Origin of the sequence: Paraburkholderia sp. SIMBA_053, assembly GCF_046534895.1 — a bacterium.
Lineage (GTDB): Bacteria > Pseudomonadota > Gammaproteobacteria > Burkholderiales > Burkholderiaceae > Paraburkholderia > Paraburkholderia caledonica.
The window spans coordinates 1-245 of record NZ_JAWRXU010001432.1; the positions used below are offsets into that span (position 1 = coordinate 1).

The 245-nt window shown below is 69.0% G+C and carries 1 protein-coding gene; it reads left to right on the forward strand.

Annotated elements, in window-relative coordinates; all coding sequences use genetic code 11:
* A partial coding sequence (locus SB753_RS40345; protein ID WP_410805585.1) for an MFS transporter occupies positions 1 to 245 on the forward strand: 245 nt, incomplete at both ends.

Consider the following 245-nt stretch of genomic DNA (forward strand, 5'->3'; position numbering starts at 1 on the left):
GGGTGTCCTGCTCACGGCGAACTTCACTCTCGCGGTCGACTTCTCGATCCTCAATGTCGCGCTGCCTCCGATCGGGCGGGAGCTCTGCTTCGACACCGCGTCGCTGCAGTGGATCGTGACGGCGTTCGCGGTCTGCGCCGCGTCGTTCACCCTCTTCTTAGGGCGGGTGGCCGACCTGCTCGGGCGGAAGCGGCTGTTCCTCGCCGGACTCGTGCTGCTGGGGGCGGCGTCGATCGTCGGCGGGC